This window comes from Sphingobium fuliginis (assembly GCF_004152845.1).
Taxonomy (GTDB): Bacteria; Pseudomonadota; Alphaproteobacteria; order Sphingomonadales; family Sphingomonadaceae; genus Sphingobium; species Sphingobium fuliginis.
Map to the genome: position 1 here is coordinate 34,660 of NZ_SEON01000003.1, position 18,106 is coordinate 52,765.

An 18,106-nucleotide genomic window follows, 5' to 3' on the forward strand; every position below is an offset into this window, starting at 1 on the left:
GCTTGGGGCCGAACTGGTGTTTTCTGCATCAAAGATCATTTTTCGATCCGTCGGACGATGTGAAGCCATAAGATAATTCCGCAAAAAAAGGCAGCGGGCCGCGCCCGCCATAGGAGTGATGAGATGCCCGGTCCCCTGGATCATCTGACCGTCATTGAACTGGCGGACCAAATGCCTGTCGCCATTGCCGCCATGCTGCTGGCGGACCATGGCGCCGACGTTTTGAAGGTGGAGCCGAAAGGCGGCGCCTTCTTCGCCCACGACCTCAGCCGCAAGGCCTGGGACCGGTCGAAGCGCAGCGTCGAACTGGATGTGCGGGAAGCCGGCGGCCTCCAGGCGTTGCGCGGCCTGCTGCAAGGCGCGGACATCTTCATCCACGCGCTGGAAGAGAAGGATGCGGCCGCCCTCGGCCTCGACAGTGAAAGCCTGGGACGCGATTTCCCCGAACTGGTGGTCTGCGCGCTCACCGCTTATGGTTCGGACACGCCCTTTGCCGATCGGCCCCATGGCGAATCCCTCGCTGCCGCGCTGCTCGGGACGATGATCGACCGCTCCAGCAGCTTCCGCCCCGGCCCGGTCTATCTCGGCCATCCGGCGCTGCATTATGGGCAGGCCTTCCTCGGCGTGATCGGCGCGCTGTCGGCCATCCGCGCCCGCCGCCATATCGGCAAGGGGCAGCAGGTGGAGGCATCCCTGCTCGACGCCATGCTGGCCCAGTCACCGATGAACAACTGGTGGCAGGAAGAGGGGATCAGCTACATCAAGGCGGGCGATTCCGGCGCGGTGGACCGTTTCGGCAAGACCCGGCTGGTGACGGGCATGTTCGAATGTGCGGACGGCCTTTATCTCCAGATGCATACCGGCGGGCAGGGCGGCTTCAAGGCGGCGATGGACGTGCTGGGCTTTGGCGACCGTATCCAGACCGTGACCGCGCCGGAAATGTCGGTGCCGCTGACCGACGAGGAATATCATATCGCCCGCGTCGAGATTTTCGACGCCTTCAAGACCCGGCCGCGCGCCGAATGGATCACCATGTTCCAGGCGGCGGACGTGGCGGCGCTGCCGGTGCTGGAGCCCGCCGAAGTGCTGCTGGACGAACAGGTGGAGTTTGTCGGCCAGCGCATATCGATGCCGGACAAGGATTTCGGCACCATCTACCAGGCTGCGCCCGCCGTGCGCATGGCCAATGCCCCCGCCGCCGCGCCCCGTCCCGCGCCGGAAGTGGGCGCGGACAATGAAGCGCTGACGGACCTGATCGCCCGCCGCCGCACCGCGCTCGCCGCCGACGGCAAGCCGCTCGACCGGCCGCTGGAAAGCATCAAGGTGGTCGACTTCTCCTCCTTCTTCGCGGTCGGCTATGGCGGTCGTCTGCTGTCCGACCTTGGCGCCGACGTCATCAAGGTGGAGACCCCCGGCGGCGACCAGATGCGCCCGCTGCCCGACTGTTTCGACGCCGCCCAACGCGGCAAGCGCGACATCGTGCTCAACCTCAAACATCCCGAAGCGCTCGAAGCGGCATTGAAGCTGGTGGCGACGGCCGATGTCGTCACGCACAACCTTCGCCCCGGCAAGGCGGACAAGCTCGGCATCGGCTATGAGGCGCTGTCGAAGCTCAACCCGCGCCTGCTCTACGTCTATCTGCCCGGCTACGGCTCCCGGGGGCCGAAGTCGCTGCTCAAGAGCTTTGCGCCGCTGGTGTCGGGCTGGACCGGCCTGCTCTATGAGGGCGGCGGCGAAGGCAATCCGCCGACCCGCGCCGTGTTCGGCAATGAGGATTATAATAACGGTTTCCTCGGCGCGGCGGGCATTTTGATGGGCCTTGAACATCGCGCCGTCACCGGCCGGGGCGATTATATGGAAATCCCGCAGCTTCATTCCAGCCTGTGGACCACGTCCGAACATTTCCTCGATGCCGACAGGAAGGTCGTCTACGGCTTCCGGCTGGACAAGGAACAGGCGGGCTTCAACGCGCTCGACCGGATTTACCGGACCGCTGACGGCTGGCTCTGCATCTCCTGCCGTTCGGACGAACGTTTCGCCGCGCTCGCCAAGGCCGTGGGGCAGGAGCAATGGCTTGCCGATCCCCGCTTCGCCACGCCCCGCGACCGGTCCGCCAACGACGCGGCGCTGCTGGACGCGCTGAAGCCCTTTTTCGCGGACAAGAGCAGCGCAGACGCCCACGCCCTGCTGGAAGCGGCCGGCGCGCCGAGCGAGATCGCCCGCGAAACGAGCTGGGTCCGGGAGGCACTCTGGCAGGAGTGGGCGACGGCCAGCAACCGCGTGATCGAGAATTTCGACTCCATGTATGGCCATGTCCGCCAGTTCGGCAGCTTCATGCATTTCAGCCGCACGCCGGGCCTTGCCAAAGGCTCCGCCCCGCGCCTCGGCGAACATACGCGGCAGATATTGGGCGAGATCGGCTATTCGGATGCCGAGATCGACGCGCTGATCGACAGCGGCAGGGCGATGCAGGCTGCGGATGTGAAGGGCCGCATCCAGTCCCGCGTCTCCGCCGCCTGACACGATAAAGAGAGGAATCGCCAAGGTGCAACTCAACCTTCGCTACGACATGAACCGCCCGGATTTCGGCGCGCCGCATCCGCTGCTGTACCGCACCGCGATCGAGCAGGCGCAATGGGCCGACGGGCTTGGCTTCACCCAGGTCTTCCTGGCCGAACATCATGGCGCGGAGGGCGGCTATTGCCCGTCCTCCATGATCCAGGCCGCTTCGATCCTTGGCGCTACACAGAATATCGTCGCGCATCTTTCCGCCCTGGTGGTGACGATGCACGATCCGCTGCGCCTGGCCGAAGACCTCGCCGTGCTCGACAATATCGCGCCGGGCCGCATCTGGCTCACGGCGGGCATGGGCTATCGCCCGCATGAATTCGAGATGTTCGACCGCGACATCGGCAAGCGGCTCGCCATCATGAATGAGGCGATGGCGACGCTGAAGAACGCCTGGACCGGCGAGCCCTTCGAATTTCGCGGCCGCACCGTCCGCGTGACGCCCGCGCCCGCCACGCCGGGCGGCCCGAAAATCTACATGGGCGGCTCGACCGACAAGTCCGCCATCCGTGCGGCCAAGGGCGGCTATCAATATTTCCCCGGCCATCCGGACCTCTTCACGCTCTACAAGGAGGAGCGGGCAAAGGCCGGCTTCGGACCGCCGGAGGAGCTGCGCAAGCCCGCCGCCAGCTTCCTCTACGTCTCGGACGATCCGGACCGCGACTGGCCGCTGGTGGCGCCGCATGTCGCCTATGCGACCAACACCTATGCGCAGTGGGCGCAGGAACGCGGCACCGGCCAGACCCGCTACAGCGCGGCCGAAACGATCGAAGGGCTGAAGGCCATGCCCAATATCAAGCTGCTGACGCCGGACGAATGTTTCGCTTATCTCAAGGATCTGGGACGCGGCACGGCGGTCACGTTCCACGCGCTGCTGGGCGGGCTGGACCCCGAAGTCTCCTGGCGCAGCCTGCGCCTGTTCGAGAAGGAAGTGCTGCCCCGGCTCAAGGCGGAGCCGGGCCTGCTGGAAATTCCGGGAGAATGAGCATGGAGCAGAACCGTCGCGGCACGCTGGCCGCCATGCTGGCCGTTCCTTTCGGACTGGCCGCGGTGGGTCAGGCTTCGGCCGCACCCGCAAAAGGGAAAGACAAGCCGATGAGCATGGCCGAGCGTCTGGATGTGATCGAATCCAGGCATGCGATCACTGAATTGCTCCATGCCTATGCCCGATCCAACGACCGGGCGGACGAGGCCTTGCTGCGCTCGCTCTTCTGGCCGGAATCGACGCATAAACATGGGAAGTTCGAAGGCAAATCCTCCGATTTCGTGGGTTTCGCCTTCAAGATCATCTCGGGGCTCAAATATGCCTGCCACCATATCTCGAACGTCTCGGTCGAGGTGAAGGGGGATAAGGCCTTCTCCGAATGCTATTATTTCGCGCAGCATCGCCGCGACCGGAAGGATGGCATGGGCGAGGAGGATGTCTTCTTCCAGGGCCGCTATCTCGACGATCTGGAACGGCGCAACGGTGTGTGGAAGATCATCCGCCGCCGCGGCCTGTCGGATTACACCTCGCCCGCTTTCCCGTCGGAAATCCCCTATGCGCAATGGCCGGCGGGGCAGCATAGCGAGAAATATCCGAGCGACGATTATTACAAGATGCGCCAACAGTTCCTGGGGAACTGACCGATGCGGGCGCTGCTGTGCGAACATCATGGGCCGCCGGAAGAACTGCATTTCGCGGATGTGCCCGTTCCGGAACCGAAGGCGGGCGAAATCCGCTTCCGGGTGAAGGCCGCCAGCGTCAATTTCCCCGACGCGCTGATGATCCAGAACCTGTACCAGAGGCAGCCCCCTTTGCCCTTCATTCCGGGCAGCGAGGCGGCGGGCATCATCGATGCATTGGGGGAGGGCGTCACCGGCTTTCGCATCGGGGACAGGGTGGCGACCATCCCCTTCGAAGGCGCCTTCGCTGAATTTGCGATAGCGCCTGCTTTCCGTACCGCCATGATCCCGGAGGGGATGGGGTTCGACGTGGCGGCGGGCTTCACCATGGTCTATGCGACGGCGCTCCACGGCTTGCGCCAGCGCGGCCGGTTGCAGCCGGGCGAGACGCTGCTGGTGCTGGGCGCTGCGGGCGGCGTCGGCCTCGCGGCGGTCGAGGTCGGCAAGCGGATGGGCGCGCATGTGATCGCCGCCGCCTCGACGGAGGAGAAGCTCGCCCTTGCCCGCGCCCATGGCGCTGACGAGACGGTTAACTATGCGCAGGACGATCTCAAGCAGGCGGTGAAGGCCCTGACGGGCGAACGCGGCGTCGATGTGATCTTCGATCCGGTCGGCGGCGCGCTGGCGGAACCCGCCTTTCGCACCATGGGCTGGGACGGGCGCTATCTGGTCGTGGGCTTCGCGGCGGGGACGATCCCGGCAATCCCGCTCAACCTGCCGCTGGTGAAGACGGCGGCCATCATCGGCGTGACCTGGGGAGTGCACAGTCGCGTCGAACCGGACATCCATGCGGAAAATATGGCGCAGCTCTATCGCTGGTATGAGGAGGGCGGCCTGCGCCCCGAAGTCAGCAAGCGCTTCTCCTTCGAGGAAAGCTGTGAGGCGATCCGCTGGATGATGGACCGGAAGGTGCAGGGCAAGATCGTGATCGAGCTGGCGAGCTAAGCTTCCCGACAGAGCGACGTGCTCCTGCCTTTGCGGAAGTATGTCGCTTTAAGCCGCAGGCCAGTTCGCCAACGGCAGGCCCGCAATATCCGTCCGCGCCTTCACCACCACGCCGCTTGCCCGCGAGACGACGTAAAGGTCGCGCAAATCCGCTCCGCCCCAGCAAAGATTGGTCGGGCTGGAGAGCATTCTGCCTTCGGGATCATGGACAATATCCACCTTCCGCCCATCCGGCGTGATCGCAACGATCCGATTGGCGAAGGGCAGCGTCACCCAAAGATTGCCCGCCGCATCGAAAGCGATGCCGTCGCAATAACCCAGATCCGCGCGCTCAGCCGCCGCCATAGCGCGAATGTCCTTCGCCTGATGGTCCGCGATCACGACACCCAATTGCGGCCCATAATCCTGCGGATCGATGAGCGATCCGTCCGCCTGCCGCCGCCAGCGCCTTATGCGCCCTTCAGCGGTCAGCGATGCATAAACAAAGCGCTCCTCACGATCGAGGCAGAGACCGTTCACCCCCCGCAGAGCGCGCGCGACGATGGCGGCCTTGCCATCGGGCGCGACCCTGTAGATGAAGCCGGCGGGCGTGGTCGTGCCGATATTGCCGATAGGCCCCCAACTGCTGTGCGTGCAGTAAATGTCGCCATTGCGCGCCGTCGCCGGACCGTTGGAGGCGACCAACTGCCGCCCCTCCAGTTCCGACACCAGCGTCTCGACCGTTCCCGTCGCGACATCGATCCGCTGCAATGGCCCCGGCCCCTTGTTGAGCAGGCCCATATTGGCGACGATGACGCGGCCCTCCCGGTCGACCGCCACGCCATTGGGCGCGAGAGCCTGACCGATCTGCCGCAATGCGCCATCCCGCTCCAGCACGCCGATGGCGCCACCGCCATTGGAGATGAACAGGCGGCCATCGGGGCTGCTCGCTATGCCTTCGGGAGCATCGAGGCCATCTCGGACGAGGGTGAAATCGGTGAGGGTGAAGGGCTTTGGCGGTGTGGCGCGTCCTATCCCAGCGGATGGCGCGCAACTGGCGAGAGTGATGCTTGCCCCGCCCAATAGAATTTCCCGCCGTGTCAGAGAGAGTTTGGATAATTTATCACCACCTCTCCCCGTTCGGGCTGAGCCTGTCGAAGCCCCTTTCTTTCGTGAAGAGAAGTGAAGCCCTTCGACAAGCTCAGGGCGAACGGGGGAGAGGTCGGAGAATCGTTTCGTCATTCCTTCATCACCCCCACAGGCGCAAAGCCGGCGATCTTGTGATCCCCCGCCTGCACGGGCTGGAACCTCAACCGCATCCCGCAGCGCGGTTCCACGCCTTCAGCGCCAACCAGCAGCCCCGGCACCCGCACGCCCGGCGCATCGTCCGGCTCGAACATAACGACGGTGAAGGGCACCTCCGCCTTATGATCCCCGGGCAGCAGGCTGCGGATCACGGTGGTGAAGGTGTAAGCGCTGCCCTCCGGCGAAACCGGCCGCCATTCCAGCACGGCGTCGGGCTTTCCGGGAATGACCTCGGGCGGATACCATATCCATTCCCCCGTCCCGGCGTCGGCGGTGATGCGCAGTTCGCCCGCTTCCAGCCCGTCATAATAGCCCTGGAACAGCGGATCTTCGATCTTGGGGGGATAAATAGGAATGCCCATGGATCAGCTCCGCGCCAATATGGTGGTGGAATGATTGTTGCCGCCAAGCCCTGCGACGGCGCAGAGCTTCGCGTCCGGCACCTGCCGTTCGCCCTCTTGCCCGCGCAACTGCCGAACGGCCTCGATCAGCAGGTTCATGCCCGGCACATAGCCGCCCGACATGTGCCCGCCGCTGGTGTTGATCGGCATCCGCCCGCCCGGCATCCCATGTCCCGCCGCATAGAAGCGCGGCCCTTCGCCCCGCTCGCACAGGCCCAGCATCTCCGTCTGCACCAACGCGGAGATGGTGAAGCCGTCATAAATCTGCGCGAGGTCCAGATCCTTGGGATCGCAGCCCGCCATGGCATAGGCGAGCTTCGCGGAAACCTCGCCGGGAAAGTCGTAGGTGCAGGGCGTCTGGGTGAACAGCACCCCCTGCGGCCAGTTGTTGAAGCCCAGCCCCAGCCCCTGCACGCTCACAACCGGATGCGGCATATCCCGCGCTTCCTCAATGGCGCTCACCACATAGGCGCCGCCGCCATCGGTGGTGAGGCAGCAATCCGCCGCCCGCAAAGGCGTCGAGATCATGGGCGACTGGCGATAGGCTTCGAGGTCCATCGGATCGCGCCGCTGCGCGCCCGGCGTCAGCACCGCCCAGGCGCGATAGGTCATGGGGATGGATGCCTGCTCCTCCTCCGTCATGCCATATTCATGGGCATAGCGGTTAGCCATGGTCGCGAAATAGGTGGGCTGGCCGAAGAAGCCGACCGGCATTTCGATCCCCGCCTTTTGCGGTTCGCGCGCATGGAAGCCATAGACGCCGCCCGGCTTGGTCGACTGGATCGCATAGGGCACCAGCACATGCCGGGCCAGACCCGCCTCGATCGCCATCTGCGCCAGTTGCAGCGCCTGCCCCGACGTCGCCGTGCCGCCCACGCTGTCGGTGGTGGCGCAGAAACGCTTCTCCCCTGCGCCGATGGCAAAGGCGACCTCGTCCGACCCATGCCCCGCATATTTGTTGGAGATATAGCCGTCTATGTCCTTGGGCGTCAGGCCCGCATCGGCAATCGCCGCCAGACTGGCGCGGGTCATCATCTTCATGACGCCCTCCTCGCCCTTGCGCAGGAAGGGGGTTTCACCGACTCCGGTGATGGCGATGCGGTCTCCTCTGATCATGCGTCCTTGAACCCCTTGCCCTCAGCCACCAGCCGCTCGATCAACGGGGAGGAGCTGAACGCCTCGCCATGCGCGGCCTCCAGCGCCTTCAGTTTTTCGAGAACGACCGGCAGACCCTGCAAATCAGCCCAGAACATCGGCCCGCCACGATATTTCGGCCAGCCATAACCCGTGATCCAGACAATATCGATGTCCGACGCCCGCGATGCGATGCCTTCGTCCAGAATCCGCGCCCCCTCATTCACCATGGCGAACAGGATGCGGTCGTGGATTTCCTCGTCGCTCACCGCGCGCCGGGCAATGCCCTGTTTTGCGGCGAAGTCCTCGATGACCTGCATGGCGACGGTGGAGGGCGTTTGCCTGCGGTTCTCGTCATAATCATAATAGCCGCCCTTCGTCTTCTGCCCATGGCGGCCCATCTCGTTGAGGATTTCCCGCACATTGGCGGAACTGGTCGCCTCGCGGTTCCAGCCGACATCCAGCCCCACCAGATCGCGCATCTGGAAATGCCCCATGGCAAAGCCGAAGTCATACAGCACCTTGTCCACCGCCCAGGGTGTCGCGCCCTCCAGCACCAGTCGGTCCGCCTGTGCATTCCGCGCCGCAAGGATGCGGTTCCCGACAAAGCCGAAGCCATTGCCCACCAGCACGCCGATCTTGCCGATGGTCTTGGCGAGCTTCATCGCGGTCACGATGATCTCGGGCCTGGTGTCCTTGGTGCGCACCACCTCCAGCAGCTTCATCACATTGGCGGGCGAGAAGAAGTGCAGCCCGACCACGCTTTCCGGCCGGGACGTAGCGGCGGCGATGTCGTCAATGTCGAGATAGCTGGTGTTGGTAGCCAGGATCGCGCCGGGCCTGGCGATCCTGTCGAGCTTGCCGAAAACCTCCCGCTTCACGTCGAGATTTTCGAACACCGCCTCGATGATCAGGTCGCAGTCGGCCAAATCCTCCATCGCCACCGATCCGGTCAGCAGGCCCATGCGGGTTTCGACATCCTCGGGCTTCATCCTGCCCTTCTTCGCGGTGGTTTCATAATTGCCGCGAATGATCTTGAGGCCGCGGTCGAGCGTTTCCTGCTTCGCCTCGACGATGGTCACGGGGATGCCGACATTGGCGAAGTTCATCGCAATGCCGCCGCCCATGGTGCCCGCGCCGATCACCCCCACCTTGGCGATGGGCAGGGTCGGCGTGTCGGCGGCAAGCCCCACGATCTTGGCCGCCTGCCGCTCCGCGAAAAAGACATGGCGCTGGGCGGCGGACTGGCTGTCGGCCTGAAGCTCATTGAACAGTTCGCGCTCATAGGCCATGCCTTCGTCAAAGGGCTTCTCCAGCGCGGCCTCGATGCAGCGGATGATATGCTCCGGCGCCTTGAAGCCCCGGAATTTCTTCGCATTGGCCTTGCGGAAGTCCGCGAAGATTTCCGGCTTGCCGCGCGCTTCGTCCAGTTTCTCGCTACGGTCCCGGACCTTGAGCAGCGGGCGCCCCTCGTCCAGAAGGCGCTGGGCGAAGCCGATGGCGTCAGCGCGCAGATTGCCTTCCGCCGCCAGTTCATCGACCAGCCCCATCTCCTTCGCGGCCCTCGCGCCGACCGGCGCGCCGGACGTGATGAGGTCGAGCGCCTTTTCCACCCCGACAATGCGCGGCAGACGCTGCGTGCCGCCAGCACCGGGCAGCAGGCCCAGATTGACCTCCGGCAACCCGCATTTGGCCGAAGGCACGGCGATGCGATAATGCGCCACCAGCGCCAGCTCCAGCCCGCCGCCCAGCGCCGTGCCATGGATCGCGGCGATCACCGGTTTGGTCGCATTCTCCACGATCAGTTGCAGGTTGCGCAGCGAGGGTTCGACCTGCGGCTTGCCGAATTCGGTGATGTCCGCCCCGGCGAAGAAGGTGCGCCCCTCGCAGATCAGCACCATGGCGCCCACGCCGTTATCCCCGATGGCTGTCTGCACCGCGCCCGCGACGCCCTGCCGCACGGCGTTGGAGAGCGCGTTCACCGGCGGCGAATTGACCGTGATGACCGCGATGGGACCGTCCACCTCATAGGTGACGACGTCATTGACCTTCATTCAAGCCTCTATGTGTCTGGGCGCCCGGCTTGCCTGCGGCTTGCGCAGCCAGCACTTCACGAGCGCGTTGGCGGAAATAATGTTGAAGACCTTCGATCTCTGCGTCGGTCAGTTCTTCGAAGCGCGGCATGCCCCGCTCGCGCAAAATGCCCTTGTGCAGCACCTGCTCGAAACTGGCCTTGTCGACCGGCACGCCCGATTGCAGCAGGTCAGGGGCTGCGCCGCCCGACACGGCATTGGCGCCGTGGCAGATGGAACAACGCTGACCGAACACGCCCGCGCCGATGGCGGCCTTGGCAGGATCGACGGCGAAATCCGGCATGTCGATCACCGGCGTTTCCACGGGCTGGACGGGCGGCAGGCTGGCCTTGCCATCGAGCGAGAAGGTGAGGACGCGCCATTGCTGCGTGCGATAATTCCATTCCCGCCCCATGCCGGTGGCGCTGGGGAAGCGGGAACCGGCGATCACCGTCACATATTGCCGCCCACGCGCTCTGTAGGTGATCGGCTGCGCCATCACCGCCGTCTGCGCGTCGAAGGACCAGAGCGGCCTGCCGCTGTTCGCCGCATAGGCCATGAACCTGCCAGCCGCATTGCCCTGGAACAGCAGATTGCCCGCCGTGGTCGCCGTGCCGCCGCCGCCTCTGATGCCGGGCATGGGCACGCGCCATGCCTCGCTCTGCGTCACCGGATTCCAGGCCAGCAGGAAGCTGGTCGCGGGCCGGTCCGGCGCCACGCCCGCAGGCGGCGCGCCCGTGCCGACGCTGATGCGCTGGCCGTCCAGATGCTTCCAGCCCTGCAACGGCTCGGCCGGATCGATATAGACCCGCCCCTGATCCATGGTCGGGATGTAGACCAGCCCCGTCCCCGGATTGAACGACATCGCCTCGATATTATGCGCGCCGAAGGGGGAGGGGTAGACGATCGCCGCCTTGCCGCCCGGATAGCGCGCCGCCGGATTCTCGACGGGCCGCCCGCTCTTGACGTCGATGCCGCTGGCCCAATTGACCGGCACGATATTGCGGGCGGAGATCAGCTTCCCCGTCTCCCGGTCGATCACATAGAAGAAGCCGTTTTTCGGCGCGTGCATTAGCACGTCGCGCTCTTTCCCGCCGATCTTGAGCCGGGCCAGCTCGATGTCCATCGCGCTGTTGAAGTCCCATGTCTCGCCGGGATTGGTCTGATAGTGCCAGACATATTCGCCGGTATCCGCGTCCAGCGCGACGATGGAGCAGAGGAAGAGATTATCCCCGCCACCCGGCGAGCGGATCTTCTGATTCCACGGAGAACCATTGCCGACCCCGATATAGATGCGGTTATATTTGGGGTCGTAGGCCATGGCGTTCCATGCCGTCCCGCCACCGCCATATTTCCACCACTGGCCGGTCCACGTCCGGGCAGCCATCGCCATCGCCTTGTTCTCGAACCCCAGCTTGGGATCGCCCGGCACGGTATGGAAGCGCCAGAGCTGCTTCCCCGTCTTCTGGTCATAGGCGGTCACATAGCCCCGGATCGGCGCGAAGTCCGCGCCGCCATGGCCGATGATGACCTTCCCCTTGAACACCCAGGGCGCGCCGGTGACGTAGCGCTCGTCATCCTTGCCGATGGTCTGCGCGGTCCAGACGGGATGGCCGGATCGGGCGTTGATCGCGATCAGCCGCCCGTCGATGGTCCCGGTGAAGACCATGCCATTATCATAGGCGATGCCGCGAATGCCCCAGGCGGCGCGCATCTTCTGCCCGGCGACCTTCCAGCTTTGCGGGTCGTAGGTCCACAGTTCCCGCCCGGTCGAGGCATCCAGCGCATGGATGACGCTATAGCCCGAGGCGTAATAGAGGATGCCGTTCACCGCGATGGGCGCGGAAAGGCTCGACCCGCCGCCGCTGATGTCATGATACCAGGCGAGCTTCAGCTTGCCGACATTGCCGTCGTTGATCTCGGTAAGCGGACTATAGTGGTTCTCATCGATCCCACCATAGCCCGGCCAATCGCTCCCATCACGCCTCGCCTCACCCGAAGGCGCGCAGGCGGCGAGCAACAGCAGCAGGGGCAGAACACAACGCATGAAACTCACCCTCCGATGGTGCGATCAGAAGGCCAGAAGCGCTGGCGCAGCGCCTTCTTGTTGACCTTGCCCATGATGGTGCGGCCGATGTCGTCGACCATCTCATAGCCGCGCGGGCATTTATACCCGGCCAGATTCGCCCGGCAGAAGGCGTTGAGTTCCTCAGCCGTAGGCGGATCGCCCGCGTCCTTGGGAATGACCAGCGCCCGCGCTTCCTCGCCCATTTCGGCATTGGGCGCGGCCACCACGGCGACGTCCGCGACCTTGGGATGGCGCAGCAGCACATGCTCGGATTCAGCGGGGTAAATATTCACCCCACCGCTCACGATCATGTCGGACACCCGGTCGGTGATGAAGAGATAGCCCTCCTCATCGACATAGCCCATCTCACCCAGCGTGAAGACGCCCGGCGCGATATGCGCAGCGGCGGTCTTCTCCGGATCGCCGCGATAGACGATGCCGTAACCGCTCGTGTCGCGGAAATAGACCTGACCGACCTCATTGGGACCGAGTATCCGCCCATCCTCGCCATAAATAACCGTCTCGAACGGCGCGAGCGCCCTGCCGACGGAGCCCGGCCGCTCCAGCCATTCCTGCGAGGTGATGAAGGTGGTCGACCCTGCCTCGGTCCCGCCATAGGCCTCCACCAGCACCGGCCCGAACCAGTCGATCATCGCCTGCTTCACCGCACGTGGACAGGCCGCCCCGGTATGGGCAAGCCGCTGGATGCTCGACACGTCATATTTCGCCCGCACCTCTTCCGGCAATGCCAGCATCCGCTGGAAATGGGTCGGCACCATCACGGAGCCTTTGACCTTATATTTCTCGATCAGCGCCAGCGTCCTTTCCGCATCGAAATGCTCGACGGTGATAAGGCTCATCCCGCCGAAGACATTGCGCGCCATGCCCAGCGGCCCGGTATGATAAAGCGGCCCCACGGCAATGCCCGGCGAGGGCGTGATCTTCGGCCGGATCGCTTCGGCCAGGGCCTTCACGGTCGCGACGCGAGGGAAATATTGCGGCGGCGTCTCGGTCGCCTTGGGCCGTCCGGTCGTGCCGGAAGTATAGTGGAGATGCGGCAGCGGCGGCACATCATGGTCCGGCTCTTGCGCCGAAGCCGCCGCCAGCCACTCCTCCCAATGGATGACGCCTTCCCGATCCGGGCAGCGCCAGCCGATCACGGTCCCGACGCCCGCTTCCCCCGCGGCGGCAAGTCCCGCCTCCATCGTCTCCGGCCCGACGAGCAGCGCCACCGCGCCGCTGTCCTTCAAAATATAGGCCGCCTCCGAAGGCGTCAGGTGAAAGCTCACCGGCACGCTCGAAATGCCCGCTTCCAGGCAGGCGACATAGGCGATCACCGTCTCCGCGCTATTGGGCGCGAACACCGCCACGCGCCGTTCGGTGAGGTCCAGCCCGTTCAGCGCATTGGCCGCCCGGTTGAGCCGTTCGTCCAACTGGTGCCAGTCATAGGTCACCCGCTCGTCGGCAAGAGCAAGCTGGTCGCGGCGCGCGGGATCGACCCCGCCGATGGTCAAAGACATCAGACGTCCTTTCGGGAAGCAATGGCCGGCGCGAGGTATCTCAGCGCCATGCGGAAGGAGATGAGGGCAAGGATGGAACTGACCGTGACCACGACCGCCAGCGACCGGCCCAGCGCGCCCTCGTCATGGAACACATATTGGGTCAGCGCTGCGACGATGGCGGGCCCCGCGCCTTGGCCCAATATGGTGAAGACGAACAGGAAGGACGCCAGCATCCGCGACCGGATCGTCGCTGGCGCGATCAGCCCCATGACCGAGGAAACATAGACCATGAAAGGCACGGTGATGAACTGCGCCACGCAATAGCAGGCGAGGAAGACATAGGGGTTCGTCGCGAAGAACATGTAGGCGATCACCGGCAGGAAACCCAGGATCAGCCAGCCGTAGAAGCGCAGATGCGCGTCCTTCATGCCCCGCGCGAACAGCTTGTCCACGATCCACCCGTTCACCACCAGCGACACGGCGGACACGATGTTCATCAGGCTCAGCGCAAAGCCATATTGCACCGGCTTCCACCCGAAATGCCGCTCGATATAGGCGGGAACCCAGTTGGTCATGGAATAGCCGCACATGGCGAGGGCGGACGTGCCCACCAGCATCAGCGCCAGCAGCTTCCAGTTCTGCGTGACGAAGGCTTTGATCAGTCCCTTCTGCTCCCCGTTCGCGGCGGTACCGGGCGTACGGCGGCGGCCCGGATCGGGGAAGGTGAACAGCAGCAGGGCGAGCAATATGCCCGGCACGCCGACCATCATCATGACCAACTGCCAGGGCTGGGCAGGGCCATGGAAGGGAATATGGATGCCGCTATGCGCCGTCGCAAAGGCGATGGCGACGCCGCCCAGCGCAAAGGCCGTGGCCGATCCCACCTTGCCCGCCGTCTGGAAGGTCGACGTCGCCCGCGTCAGCAGGTGCGAAGGAAAGGCGTCGGCAATCAGCGAATAGGCGGCGGGCAGCAATGCCGCCTCCCCGATCCCGACGAAGATGCGCCCGATCAGCAGCGCCTCATAGCTTTGCGCAAAGCCGCAGGCCGTGGTCGCGACCCCCCATATCACCACGCCGCCGAAGATGATCCAGCGCCGGGAAAACCGATCCGAAGCCCAACCCAAGGGTAGGCCGAAAATCGCATAGAAGATCGCGAAGGAGGTCGAGGTGATCATGCTGATCTGCACATCGGACAGCAGCAGATGCGCCTTGATCGGCGTCACCAGCATCGACACGATCAGCCGGTCGACCCAGCTCAGCACATAGAGCCCGAACAGAACCGCCACCATCCACCAGGCGCTGCCAAGGCCCGGATTGGTCCGGCTGTCATTCTGGTTCCGGGCGCTCATCAGCATGATCCTCGCCTTTCCGCTCAAAATCTTCAGCGCACCGGCAGTTCGTTCAGTTCAGCGATCTTGAGCTTGCCAAGCTGCGCCATATGCACCTCGTCCGGACCGTCCGCGAAGCGCAGGTAGCGTGCATTCATGAAGGCGGCGGCGGGCGGGAAATCGCTCGACATGCCGATGCCGCCGAACACCTGCATCGCGCGATCCGCCACCGTCTGGGTCATGCGCGGCGCGACGATCTTGATGGCGGCGATCAGGTCCTTGGCGACCTTGTTGCCATAGCGGTCCATCGCATCGGCGGCCTTCAGCGTCAGCAACCGCGCCTGCTCGATCTCGCAGAAGGAGAGGGCGATGTCCTGCCGGATGCTGCCCTGATCGGCCAGCTTCCGCCCGAAGGCGACGCGGTTCTCCACCCGTCGCGCCATATATTCCAGCGCCCGCTGCGCCTGCCCGATCAGGCGCATGCAGTGATGGATGCGCCCCGGCCCCAGGCGACCCTGCGCGATCTCGAACCCGCGCCCTTCGCCCAGGATCAGATTGGCCTTGGGCACGCGCACATCCTTGAAGACCATCTCCGCATGGCCGCCGGGCGAATGAACCGCATTCATGACGTCGAGCGGACGGACGATCTCGATGCCGGGCGTGCCGGCGGGAATCAGAATCTGCGAATGCTGCCTGTGGCGCGGCCCGTCATTGGGCGTCTTGCCCAGCAGGATGAATATCTTCGTATGGGGATCGAGCGCCCCCGAAATCCACCATTTGCGGCCATTGATGACATAATCGTCGCCGTCCGCGATGACGGTGGTGGCGACATTGGTGGCGTCCGAAGAAGCCACCTCCGGCTCCGTCATCACATAGGAGGAGCGGATCGTGCCATCCAGCAGCGGCTTCAGCCACTTCTCCTGCTGCTCCGGCGTGCCATAGCGCGCCAACACCTCCATATTGCCCGTGTCCGGCGCGGAGCAGTTGAAATATTCCGAAGACCCGATCACCCGGCCCATGATCTCGGCCAGCGGCGCATATTCCAGATTGGTGAGGCCGGGACTCCATTCGCCATATTCATGCGGCAGGAACAGGTTCCACAGGCCCGCTTCCTTCGCCTTCGCCTTGATCTCCTCCGTCCCCGGCCAGCGCTTCCACAGGTTCGCGGGGTCATGGTGGAAATGGTCGCGCTCCTTCTCGATCGGATAGACATGGGCGTCCATGAAATCGATGAGCCGCTCCCGCAGCGCCTTCACCTTGTCGGAATATTCGAAATCCATCGCTCGATCCTTCTCGGATAAATTCAGCTAAGGGTGAGGCCGCCGTCCACGACCAGCGTCTGCCCGCAAATGTAACCGGCAAGGGGGGAGGCGAGGAAAAGCGCCACTCCCGCCATTTCCTCCACCGATCCAAAGCGGCCCATGGGTATCCGGGCCAGGGCGCGCTCCCGCCGCTCGTCATTGTCCATCGTCACCTTGGTCATCTTGGTGTCGACCAGGCTGGGCGCGATGCCGTTGACGCGGATGCCGTCGCCCGCCCAGGCAATCGCCAGCGCCCGCGCCAGATTGACCGCGCCCGCCTTCGACGCCGCATAGGCCGGATTGCCGAACGTCGCCTTGAACGCGCCGATGGAGCTGACGACGATGATCGTCCCTTTGGCGGCGGCCAGCGCCTCCCGGCAGAGGTTGGAAATATGCAGGATGGAGTCGAGATTGACCGCCATCACCTTGTTCCAGCCCTCGGCCTGGAATTCCTGCCGCCGGTAGAGGACCGTGCCCTGCGAATGGATCAGCACGTCCAGCCTGTCGAAAGGCACCGGCGTCGCCGCAATCGCCGCCGCATCGCTGACGTCGACCTGCGTATAGCCGACGCCTTCAAGGTCCGACCCTTCCTCGCCCGCATAGTCCGCCGCGCTCGCCCGCGTGCCCCAGACATGGACCTGCGCGCCCCGCTGGCGGAAGGCCTGCGCCATGCCGTTGCCGATGCCGCTCGATCCGCCGACCACCAGCACCGTCTTCCCGGTGAAGTCGAGTTCGTTGGTCAAAGGAAATTCCCTCTCATGCATGTCAGCGGATCAGCGCCTCAGCGCGTTCGAACAGATGGATGGCGCGGCTATGCAGCCTGTCGCCGGTCTCGCGCGGCGCCTTCCCGGCGCAGGCGCGGGCATGGGTGCCCTCCAGCAATATGCCGAGCTTGTAGCAGGCCAGCACATGATACCAGTCGACCGCAGACAGATCGCGCGCCGACCCTTCGGCATAGCGCGTCACCAGTTCCCCGGCGCTCGGAAAACCGTCCCACGGCCTGACCGATACGGTGCTTTCCGACTTCCCGTCCGGCCAAGTGGCCAGCACCCAACCCAGGTCCAGCAGCGGATCGCCAATGGTCGCCAGTTCCCAGTCGATGATCGCCGCCAGTTCCGGCCCATCCTTGCGATACATCACATTGGCCAGATGATAGTCGCCATGCATGATGCCGGGCGTGAACCGGTCCGGCCTATGCCGCTCCAGCCAGTCCCCGACCGCGCCGACCGAAGGCAGCGCTTGCGGCCCCGTCCACCCGTCAAACTCGCCATAGCCCGCAAGTTGCGACCGCCAGCGATCCACCTGCCGCCCGAGGAAATTCTCCGGCTTTCCGAAATCGCTCAATCCCAGCGCCTGATGATCCTGCGCGCCCAGCGCCGCGATGCCGTCCACCAGCGCCAGCCCCATGGCATGGCGCATCGCGGGCGAACCGGCATGCGGTTCCGGCAATTGCCCGACCGGATTGAAACCGTCCACCGGCTCCATCAGGTAAAAGGCGACGCCCATCACGCTCTCATCGCCGCAATCCGCGATCAGCCCCGGATGCGGCACGTTCGTCCCGGCCAAAGCGCGCAGCAGCCGCGCCTCCCGCCGCATCGTCTCATTGCTGTTCGGGCGGGGATGCGCAGGGGGGCGGCGGAACACATAGTCGCGCCCGTCGCGGCTGAAGCGCAGCAGGATATTCTGCGTCCCTCCCGCGAGCGGCGTCACGTCCGTCAGCGGGCCGGAGCCAAGTCCCCGGTCCGTCATCCACGCCGTCAGCGACTCGATGTCGACCGTAGGTCCCGATGCTGATTCCACGGACGATTTCACTAGGGCATCCCTCGCTTTTCTCGACT

The 18,106-nt window shown here is 64.7% G+C and carries 14 protein-coding genes; 4 read left to right on the forward strand and 10 right to left on the reverse strand.

What is annotated here, in order from left to right; translation table 11 throughout:
• Positions 1-123: 123 nt before the first annotated feature.
• The 4 genes from EWH10_RS09025 to EWH10_RS09040 are packed head-to-tail and all read left to right on the forward strand — an operon-like array spanning position 124 to position 5,178.
• Positions 124-2,520, forward strand: coding sequence for a CaiB/BaiF CoA-transferase family protein (locus tag EWH10_RS09025; protein WP_130029948.1), 2,397 nt, complete (start codon positions 124-126; stop codon positions 2,518-2,520).
• A 25-nt stretch (positions 2,521-2,545) separates the two neighbouring features.
• The gene (locus EWH10_RS09030; protein ID WP_025548101.1) at positions 2,546-3,553 is read left to right on the forward strand and encodes an LLM class flavin-dependent oxidoreductase; all 1,008 of its coding nucleotides are present in this window, start codon (positions 2,546-2,548) and stop codon (positions 3,551-3,553) included.
• A gap of 2 nt (positions 3,554-3,555) precedes the next feature.
• Complete coding sequence (locus EWH10_RS09035; RefSeq protein ID WP_048577119.1) at positions 3,556-4,194, forward strand: nuclear transport factor 2 family protein; 639 nt, start codon at positions 3,556-3,558, stop codon at positions 4,192-4,194.
• A 3-nt stretch (positions 4,195-4,197) separates the two neighbouring features.
• Positions 4,198-5,178: an NADPH:quinone oxidoreductase family protein gene (locus tag EWH10_RS09040; protein WP_044662061.1), complete on the forward strand. Its 981-nt coding sequence runs from the start codon at positions 4,198-4,200 to the stop codon at positions 5,176-5,178.
• A 48-nt stretch (positions 5,179-5,226) separates the two neighbouring features.
• Here the strand turns inward: EWH10_RS09040 and EWH10_RS09045 are convergent, their stop codons facing one another.
• From EWH10_RS09045 to EWH10_RS09090, 10 genes are all read right to left on the reverse strand, one after another.
• Complete coding sequence (locus tag EWH10_RS09045; protein WP_229742539.1) at positions 5,227-6,240, reverse strand: SMP-30/gluconolactonase/LRE family protein; 1,014 nt, start codon at positions 6,238-6,240, stop codon at positions 5,227-5,229.
• Between the two features lie 155 nt (positions 6,241-6,395).
• Positions 6,396-6,824 (reverse strand): Zn-ribbon domain-containing OB-fold protein, encoded by a 429-nt coding sequence (locus EWH10_RS09050; RefSeq protein ID WP_065846189.1) that lies wholly within the window; start codon positions 6,822-6,824, stop codon positions 6,396-6,398.
• A gap of 3 nt (positions 6,825-6,827) precedes the next feature.
• Entirely contained in the window at positions 6,828-7,979 is a 1,152-nt protein-coding gene (locus tag EWH10_RS09055; protein ID WP_229742537.1) for a thiolase family protein, read from the reverse strand.
• A complete protein-coding gene (locus tag EWH10_RS09060) occupies positions 7,976-10,051 on the reverse strand; it encodes a 3-hydroxyacyl-CoA dehydrogenase NAD-binding domain-containing protein (RefSeq protein ID WP_044662063.1) in 2,076 nt (691 codons plus the stop codon). The genes EWH10_RS09055 and EWH10_RS09060 overlap by 4 nt, the downstream gene beginning before the upstream one ends.
• Positions 10,038-12,116 carry a PQQ-dependent dehydrogenase, methanol/ethanol family gene (locus EWH10_RS09065; RefSeq protein WP_044662064.1) on the reverse strand — a complete coding sequence of 693 codons (2,079 nt, stop codon included), beginning with the start codon at positions 12,114-12,116 and terminating at the stop codon, positions 10,038-10,040. Before EWH10_RS09065 ends, EWH10_RS09060 begins: the two co-directional genes overlap by 14 nt.
• A gap of 5 nt (positions 12,117-12,121) precedes the next feature.
• Entirely contained in the window at positions 12,122-13,657 is a 1,536-nt protein-coding gene (locus EWH10_RS09070) for an AMP-binding protein (RefSeq protein ID WP_044662065.1), read from the reverse strand.
• Positions 13,657-14,988 (reverse strand): MFS transporter, encoded by a 1,332-nt coding sequence (locus EWH10_RS09075; protein WP_130029949.1) that lies wholly within the window; start codon positions 14,986-14,988, stop codon positions 13,657-13,659. The genes EWH10_RS09070 and EWH10_RS09075 overlap by 1 nt, the downstream gene beginning before the upstream one ends.
• A gap of 32 nt (positions 14,989-15,020) precedes the next feature.
• Positions 15,021-16,247 (reverse strand): acyl-CoA dehydrogenase family protein, encoded by a 1,227-nt coding sequence (locus tag EWH10_RS09080; RefSeq protein WP_044662067.1) that lies wholly within the window; start codon positions 16,245-16,247, stop codon positions 15,021-15,023.
• A 23-nt stretch (positions 16,248-16,270) separates the two neighbouring features.
• Positions 16,271-17,011, reverse strand: coding sequence for an SDR family NAD(P)-dependent oxidoreductase (locus EWH10_RS09085; protein ID WP_044663116.1), 741 nt, complete (start codon positions 17,009-17,011; stop codon positions 16,271-16,273).
• Positions 17,012-17,033: 22 nt separating this feature from the next.
• Positions 17,034-18,068, reverse strand: a complete 1,035-nt coding sequence (locus EWH10_RS09090; protein ID WP_044662068.1) for a phosphotransferase family protein — start codon at positions 18,066-18,068, stop codon at positions 17,034-17,036.
• Positions 18,069-18,106 lie beyond the last annotated feature (38 nt).